The 8,489-nt window shown below is 57.0% G+C and carries 6 protein-coding genes; 4 read left to right on the forward strand and 2 right to left on the reverse strand.

What is annotated here, in order from left to right; all coding sequences use genetic code 11:
* The 4 genes from AC5JJ6_RS30500 to AC5JJ6_RS30515 form a co-directional block, all read left to right on the forward strand.
* Positions 1-1,445, forward strand: a 1,445-nt coding sequence (locus tag AC5JJ6_RS30500) for an alkaline phosphatase D family protein (protein WP_496045659.1), incomplete at its 5' end; no start/stop codon positions are given.
* 122 nt (positions 1,446-1,567) lie between these two features.
* Entirely contained in the window at positions 1,568-3,214 is a 1,647-nt protein-coding gene (locus AC5JJ6_RS30505) for a putative bifunctional diguanylate cyclase/phosphodiesterase (RefSeq protein ID WP_496045660.1), read from the forward strand.
* 22 nt (positions 3,215-3,236) lie between these two features.
* Entirely contained in the window at positions 3,237-3,680 is a 444-nt protein-coding gene (locus tag AC5JJ6_RS30510; protein WP_496045661.1) for a BLUF domain-containing protein, read from the forward strand.
* A 308-nt stretch (positions 3,681-3,988) separates the two neighbouring features.
* Positions 3,989-5,422: a family 16 glycosylhydrolase gene (locus tag AC5JJ6_RS30515; protein WP_496045662.1), complete on the forward strand. Its 1,434-nt coding sequence runs from the start codon at positions 3,989-3,991 to the stop codon at positions 5,420-5,422.
* A gap of 216 nt (positions 5,423-5,638) precedes the next feature.
* On the opposite strand, the gene AC5JJ6_RS30520 is transcribed toward AC5JJ6_RS30515, so the two are convergent.
* Positions 5,639-6,673, reverse strand: a complete 1,035-nt coding sequence (locus AC5JJ6_RS30520) for a glycoside hydrolase family 16 protein (protein WP_496045663.1) — start codon at positions 6,671-6,673, stop codon at positions 5,639-5,641.
* 98 nt (positions 6,674-6,771) lie between these two features.
* Positions 6,772-8,070: an O-antigen ligase family protein gene (locus AC5JJ6_RS30525; RefSeq protein WP_496045664.1), complete on the reverse strand. Its 1,299-nt coding sequence runs from the start codon at positions 8,068-8,070 to the stop codon at positions 6,772-6,774.
* Positions 8,071-8,489 lie beyond the last annotated feature (419 nt).

Genomic DNA, 8,489 nt, shown 5'->3' on the forward strand with positions numbered 1-8,489 from the left:
CGATGCCCTACGGCGTTCAGGCCGGCGATCTCTCCGGCGATCGCGCCATCGTCTGGAGCCGCGCCGACCGGCCGGCCCGCATGGTGGTGGAGGTCTCGACCACCGAGAGCTTCCGCAATGCCCGTCGGATCTCCGGTCCGCTGGCGCTGGCCGATACCGATTACACGGCCCATCTGGACCTCTCGGACCTGCCCTCCGCTCAGCGCGTCTTCTACCGCGTCAGCTTCCAGGACCTGTCCGACCTGAAAAGCGTCAGCGAACCGGTCACCGGCCAGTTCCGCACGGCCTCGTCCGGCGGCGCCGTCCGCTTCGTCTGGTCCGGCGATACGGTCGGGCAGGGCTACGGCATCAATCCCGACCTTGGCGGCATGAAGATATACGAATCGATGCGCCGGACCGAGCCGAACTTCTTCATCCACTCCGGCGACACGATCTACGCCGACGGCCCGCTGTCGGAAACCAAGGAATTGCCCGGCGGAGGGATCTGGAAGAACATCGTGACACCGGCCAAGGCCCATGTCGCCGAGACGCTGGACGACTTCCGGGGCAACCACGCCTATAACCTGCTGGACGACAACCTGCGCCGGTTCAATGCCGAAGTGCCGATGTTCGCCCAATGGGACGACCACGAAGCGACCAACAACTGGTACTGGGAAAAGCGGATGGACGCGGACCAGCGCTATAAGGAAAAGAGCGTCGCCGTCCTCGCCGCCAACGGTACGCGCGCCTTCCTCGAATACATGCCGGTCCGCCGGGACCCCGGCAACCGTGACCGGATCTACAACAAGTTCTCATATGGCCGGCATCTCGACGTCTTCCGGATCGACATGCGCAGCTATCGCGGACCGAACACCGCCAACACCCAGAGCGAACCCGGTCCCGACACACGTTTCCTCGGAGCGGAGCAGATCCGCTGGCTGAAGCAGGCCCTCCTGGCATCCGACGCGACCTGGAAGGTGATTGCCGCCGACATGCCGATCGGTGTGATCGTCTACGACAACGGCACCGCCAAGACCGGATCCGAAGCCATCGCTCAAAGCGACGGGCCGGCACTGGGACGTGAGCTGGAGATCGCCGATCTGCTGAGCTTCATCCGCCGGAACGGCATCCGCAATACGGTCTGGCTGACCGCGGACGTCCACTATACCGCCGCCCACTACTACGACCCGAACAAGGCGCAATTCCAGGACTTCGACCCATTCTGGGAGTTCGTGTCCGGCCCCCTCAATGCCGGAACCTTCGGTCCCAACGGTCTGGACAACACCTTCGGTCCCCAGCTGATGTTCGTCAAAGCCCCGCCCGACGGACAATCCAACCTGCCGCCGAGCGCCGGTTACCAGTTCTTCGGTCAGGTGGACATCGATGGGGAAGGCGTCATGCTGGTCAGCCTGAAGGATCTGGAAGGACAAACGCTCTATACGAAAGAATTGTTACCGGCTGCGTAATACCAAGCGCCATTACTCTGCGTCCGAATAGAGTAGGCGCAAGGTTCTACCGGCAAATACACGATCTCTTCACTAAAGCGCACCCATAACTGCTGGCGATTGCAGTTATGGGTGTAAGCGTCATGCAAGATCTGACAGAGAGTTTCCCGGACAGAGACCCCGCCGTCGGGCATGACACGCCTACCGTCCAGCCGCCTCTTCCTCCCCATGATGCCTTGATGGAAGTCTGCGACCGGCTTCCCTGCGCCTTCGCCATCCTCGAACCCGATGGCCTCGTCTCCTTCGCCAATGCCGCGTTCCGGACCCTTTTCAACCTGTCCAATCATCCGGGCCTTGGCGGTCCCGACCTTTCCCGCGTCGCGTCGGGCGCCGTGCGCTCCCTCAAGTCGCTCGACGGGCGGATCCTGCCGGTCAACCCGGTAACGTTCGGTGGCGGGCGCACCCTCGTCCTGGTCGAGGACAAGTCGTCAAGTTCCCCGGCCGAGATGACCGAGCGGCGGGATGCCCTGACCGGGCTGGCGAACAGGGTGGTCCTCAAGGAGCAGATCGGCACGGCGCTGACCGGCCCCGAGCCTGACGGCACCGAAACCGCCCTCCTCCTGCTCGACCTCGACCGCTTCAAGGCCGTCAACGACACCCTCGGACATCCGATCGGCGACAAGCTGTTGTGCCGCGTGGTGGATCGCCTGCGCGCGACCGTCCGCAAGACGGATCTCGTCGCCCGTCTCGGCGGCGACGAGTTCGCCATCCTCCAGCGCTCCCCGAAACAGCCGGAGGCCGCGAAGGCGCTCGCCCAGCGGCTGGTCGATCTGATCGGCCGGACCTACCTCGTCGACGATCATATCCTGAACATCGGCGTCAGCATCGGCGTCGCCTTTCCGCCCAACGACGGCAACGATCCCGACCGCCTCCTGAAGAGCGCGGACCTTGCCCTGTACCGTGCCAAGGAAGAGGGAAGGGGGCGGTTCCGTTTCTTCGAACAGGAGATGGATGCCCGCGCCCAGGCTCGGCGCATGCTCGAACTCGACCTCCGCCGAGCCTTCGCGCTCCGCCAGTTCGAGGTGTACTACCAGGCGCAGATGAGCCTTCTCGACAAACAGGTCGTAGGGTTCGAAGCGCTGGCCCGCTGGCGCCATCCGCAGCGCGGCATGGTATCCCCGGCCGCATTCATTCCCGTCGCCGAAGAGATCGGCCTGATCTCGCAGATCGGCGAATGGGTCCTTCTGACCGCCTGCCGCGAAGCGGCGAGCTGGCCCGGCAACCAGCGGATCGCGGTCAACCTGTCGCCCATGCAGTTCGGCAAGGCCGGTCTGGTGGAAACGGTCGCGGCGGCGCTCGCCACCTCCGGACTGCCGCCGGAGCGGCTGGAGCTGGAGATTACCGAGAGCGTCCTGCTGGATGACACCGCCGGGACGCTCGCGATCCTGCACCAGCTTCGGAGCCTCGGAATCCGGATCGCGATGGACGATTTCGGTACCGGCTATTCCAGCCTCGGCTACCTGCGCTCCTTCCCGTTCGACAAGGTGAAGATCGACCAGTCGTTCATCCGCGACATGCCGACCGACGGCGACAGCGCCGCCATCGTGAAGGCGATCATCGGCCTGGGCATCAGCCTCGGCATTTCCACAACAGCCGAAGGTGTCGAGACCGAGGAGCAGTTGAACCGCCTGCGGGCGGAAGGCTGCACCGATATCCAAGGGTATCTTCTCAGCAAACCCGTTCCCGCGTCCGATCTGGCCGCAATCTTCAACCGCAGCACCCATCCGTAAACTCCGACAGGTTACTACTCTCATGTCCGAACAGGTCCATCGTCTCGTCTACTTCAGCCGCAACGCCATGCCTGGAACCAACGACGAAATCGTCGAAGGCGTTCATCAGATCCTGAAAAGCTCCCGCCGCAACAATGCCAGAGCCGGTGTCACCGGAGCGCTGCTGTTCAACAGCGGCTGCTTCGCCCAGGTCCTGGAAGGCCCGTCCTCGGCAGTGTCAGAAACCTTCGAACGCATCCAGTGGGACGAGCGGCACAGCGAAGTCCTGGTCCTGGATTATGCTCCGGTGGACGGCCGCGTCTTCCCCGATTGGTCGATGTCGTTCGTCGGCGCTTCCCAGTCCGGCAACCACCTGTTCGGCGATGTCTCGGCGGCCAGCGGCTTCAATCCGATCCACCTGAAAGCCGACGAGATCCTCGCGACCCTGCACCGGCTGGTGATGGACGAAGAAAAACAAACCGATTGAACGGCGCCGGAACCGCATCCCTCCCGTCATTGCCTGGACAATGTCATGGTGGGCAGCACCGTGCATCCGATGCCAGCCGGAACCGAGCAGTCCTGCTCTGTCTTCGTCGGCGTCCGAAACTTGACGTGTCTGAAGATTGACGGAAGCAATTGATTCCTCGGGCAGACCCCAAGATTCTTGAAATTAGATAAATATTATTAAGACCACTTAGTTGAATTTATACGATCAGGTTATCACACCCTAACCCAATAGTTTCGTGTCACTCTTTTTTGCAAGGAAATAGTATTAACATAATCTAAAGGTCAGACATGGGTTTGGTACCTGCAATCGCTCCTGCTGGGCGGTCTTGGACGCTTGTTTTCGATGACGAGTTCAATGGAACTAAAGTTGATACGACAAAATGGGCGGACCATTCCAGCGCTGAAGCTGATGCCGGCCATGGAAACTTGGGAAATCAGCAGCTAGAATGGAATAGCTTCAACAATATATCGGTGGATAATGGCGCACTATCGATAACAGCCAAGCGCGAAAGCTACACCTCTGAAGCCGGGAATAAGTATCACTGGACCTCTGGTCTTCTCTCTTCTTCTCCATCATTCGCATTTCAATACGGTTACATTGAAGAGCGTGCATTACTCCCCGCTGAGAAGGGCTTCTGGCCCGCTTTCTGGACATGGCAGCAGCCGGGGGGTAATTCGTGGCAGGAAACTGACGTCTACGAATATTACTCCGACAATCCTTCGAGGTTGTACTTGACTTCACATGTGGGGTCCGGAGGGAACGTTATCTATAATTCGCCCTTCAACCCCTCGACCGCATACCACACATACGGCGCTGATATCCGGCCTACCGGCACGACCTTCTACATCGATGGCGTAGCGGTCGGATCGGTGGCCGGCGCACCTTCCGCACCGACCAATATCATTACCAACTTGGCTGTCTACTCGAAGATCCAGCCTGATAGCACGACCGTTGAGGCAACGAAGAAGGTGGATTACGTTCGAGCCTATTCGTACGACACAGATGCCAAAGCAGTTGTACCGCAGCCCGGCTACGACGGCCCTGGAGCGAACCAGCCCACCCCGACGCCCAATCCAACACCTATGCCCATCCCGACGCCGACTCCGACGCCGGGAGACTGGCAAACTACCCCGGCCGCAACGAAGACGCTCTATGGGAAAAGTTGGACCGAGACGATGCGGGGCACGAGCGGTAACGATAAGTTTGTTGGTAATGGCGGTGAAGACACGATGTTCGGCGGCATCGGGCACGATACCTATCTCGTCAACAGCAATGGCGACAAGGTGATCGAATATGCCGGACAGGGTACCGACCTGATCATCCTGTCATCCTCGTCCCACACGATGCGGAGCAACATCGAGAACCTGACTATCGATCGGGACGCAGGGGCGACGGTGTTCGGTAATTCCTTGAACAATATCATTCTTGGCGATATCGGCAGAGATTTCATGACCGGCGGTTTTGGTCGGGACAACATGACTGGCGGCGGTGGAAACGACACCTTTGTCTTCCACAAAGGTGAAGTCGCGGGCGACTTGATCAAGGATTTCCGAGGCAATGGCACCGCGAGCGGCGATGTTTTACGTTTTGAGGGGTTCGGCGAGGGGGCCAAGCTGGTTCATCAAGGAGAAGCATGGACCGTAAAGTATAGCACAGGCTCCGAAACCTTTTTTCTCGTCGGAGTGAGCACTCTCGCCGCCGGTGATGTCGTATTCGTATGAAACGGCTTTCGGCACAATGTGTCGAACCCAGTGTAAAATAGTATCCGCCCTGATCTGATCGGGTTCCTCGGCGAGGATGCGGCAGTGCTCCGCCGAGGCCTCGCTGAAGTTCTCGAAATAGGCGATGTACCAGAGCTGGAAGGTCCTACCCTATAGCGTGACTTTCACCCCTGCTGGAGGTCTTGGGCCACGGCACAACACCGACGTGCATGTCCGTCACAATGCCACCAAGTTTCCGAGATCGTTAGTCCCAGGTCCCACGTTGAACGCTATTTTATCGACATGCACCAGCGTGGCATGGCCAGTGAATCCCGGCGTGCTCGGAAGCGCGAGACCATGGGTCCTATCGTCCCACAGCTTGTTATTAAAGACAGATCGGTCAATCTCGGCACCCGTATAGGAAACGAATTTCAAGGTGACGCCAGAATGGCTCATCCCCGTATCGATTAAACCTAATATGCCGTTCTGCATGATATCCGCGTTGCCACACCTATGCGTACCATGAGGAGGAAGTGCATCCGCTTCAGCTTTCGCATCCGGGTCATACGAGTAGGCACGAATATAATCGACCTTTTTCACTGCACTATCCGTCGTGACTGCTGGAGGGATTTTTCCATACACTGACAGATTGGTGATGATGTTCGTCGGGGCAGACGGGCCTCCTGGCACGAAGCCGACCGGAACTCCATCTATGTACCACGTCGTTCCCCAAGGTTGAATATCAGCGCCGTAAACATGGAAATCAGCCGACGGGTCGAACGAGACGCGGTAAACCGTACCGCCCTGCAATCCGACATGCGATGTTAAATGAAGTTTTTTCGGGCTGTTCGAGTAATATTCATAAACATCGACTTCTTGCCAAGTGTCACCTCCAGGTTGTTGCCATGTCCAGAAAGCGGCCCAGAATCCTTTGACGGTGGGAAGCATCGCTCGTTCTTCGATATAGCCGTATTGGAAAGAAAATGAAGGCGAGGAGGAAAGAAGCCCGGATGTCCATTCGTATTGAGTTCCAGCAGCAGATGTATAAGCCTCACGCTTAGCGGTAATAGTCAATATTCCATCGGAAACACTGATGTTAGGGAAGTGATTCCATTCGAGCTGCCCGTTTTTAGGATTTCCATGGCCGCTATCGCTTTGCGAACTCGAATGATCCGCCCATTTGGTTGCGTCCACGATGCTGCCGTTGAATTCATCGGCAAAGACAAGTTTCCAGTTATGACCTGGGGGAGCACAAGCTGGGATTGAAGTCATGGCCGCGCCTCGGCATCAGTTGGTGCTTAAGGTTCAAAAATCAGCACATTTGCCCGCGAGGACGAATATAAGCTGGGTTGGCTACACACTCTATGCGGCTATCGGCGCCAGAAATTTCCAAGGCTTCGACGTCGGGGTGTCTGCTGGACCACCGGAGGATCTGCAGTAGCCTGCGCGAGAACCAACATCCATAAAACTGTAGTCATCAGCCGCGCTTCTTTCGCGAGTGGTAAAATCGCATAGAAAGTCGTGATAGCGCTCAAAGCCAGAATAACATCGAAATCAATTGTTTTCACCGCATGGCTTGCCAAGCGCCCAACAAGAACAGCAAAAAGGACCGCTGCCGGAATTCCAAAGGACAGTCCCAGGTCAAGATAGATGTTATGAGGATTGTCAACAACTGCTTGATAGCCAAACATCAACTCGAAGTTAGGACCATAAAGCGCGTGAAAATCTAACCATCCATTTCCGAAGATGGGTCGCTGTCCAATCCAGTCCAAAGCGACAGATATCATATAGAGACGCTCAGCATTGCTCGGGCTGGCTGCAACCGCAGCCTCGTCACCAAGCCAGTCAACAACAGCAGGTCCAAATAATGGAAGTACAGGAATGCCTACGCAAACTGCCGCAGCCAGTACGGGAATTAGCCTACTGTCTATGCTCGAGATCAACCGGCAGGCAACGAAAAAGCCGATGGACAATAGTAAAACCGCAACGGACGTTCTGGATTCCAAAAACACTGAGGCTATCATCGACGTCGCCGTAGCGAATATCCAAAGGCGGCGCAAGCCGGCATCAAACCCTTCCCAACAAATCAATAGGACCGCCAGCAAAACGACAGGGGGGGTTATTACCCATTTGATCAAGTTGGTGTTACTTGGGTCGATCGAAGCGCCAAGGTCTTCACCTGGGAAAACATAACCGGTGTCGATGCCGATGAGCTCCATTGAAAAAACCCCGGCAAAATAGCACCAGCTCCCCAGCAGCATACCCACCATCACGTTGACAAAATTTTGCTTATTGACCAACAAACAGATGAGGATGGGCAGCAGGAAAAGGAGCAGAAATCTGAATGCTGTTTTAAGAGCCGAGGAGACCTCAAACCCGGAAAGTGAACCGGCTAGAATGCACCACGAGACTAGCAGGAACAGGATAGCAAGATCCCATCCAACTGATCGGCGTATTGACAGTGACGCCGAGGGCCGTCCGTAGACGAACATCGCAATCAAGATCAAAAAATCAGTGATCTTTACCGGTGCGACGCGTTCGGTCACCATTGCAACAGCGTAGAACAAGACACCAAGACCAAGGTCCGGATCTCCAAGCCCAATCATATGGTTCGGCCTTGTTTGTCGAATACCGCGATGGGAAGCCGTATCAGGCATCAGAAACGTCACGCGTAATCGCCCTTCCTCAGTTTGGCCAGGAGAAATCTGAAATATGGCGGCCGCACATGAACTAGCCTTCCAATGGATAACCGAAGTTACGATAGTGTATCGAAAAGATTCGGAAGCCTTTTTAGTGACCTGTCCTTTCGCTTTTTATTATAATGGTATCCGTGACGGCTATCCACCTGGGTAAGGACGCCAACAAAGTCACTCGCTCTGGCATGCTGGAGCCGTTGCATGCTCCTGGACACGTCATTAGCCGGTGTTCGTTCCCAGCGAACGGCAAAAATGATACTCTCAACGCAGCGAGCCAGAACCGAGGCGTCAGAGACCGCTAGGACCGGCGGGCTGTCCAGAAGAACAACGTCATAAGCTTGACGCACCTGCGTCAAAAGGTCATTGAAATGGATCCGGTTAATTCCGCCGTT

The sequence above is a fragment of the Skermanella sp. genome (genome assembly GCF_059503625.1).

Excerpts from the sequence above, each read along its gene's own strand:
- AC5JJ6_RS30510 (WP_496045661.1), top strand. The coding sequence starts at position 3,237 with ATGTCCGAACAGGTCCATCGTCTCGTCTACTTCAGCCGCAACGCCATG.
- AC5JJ6_RS30515 (WP_496045662.1), top strand. The coding sequence starts at position 3,989 with ATGGGTTTGGTACCTGCAATCGCTCCTGCTGGGCGGTCTTGGACGCTT.
- AC5JJ6_RS30505 (WP_496045660.1), top strand. The coding sequence starts at position 1,568 with ATGCAAGATCTGACAGAGAGTTTCCCGGACAGAGACCCCGCCGTCGGG.
- AC5JJ6_RS30520 (WP_496045663.1), bottom strand. The coding sequence starts at position 6,673 with ATGACTTCAATCCCAGCTTGTGCTCCCCCAGGTCATAACTGGAAACTT.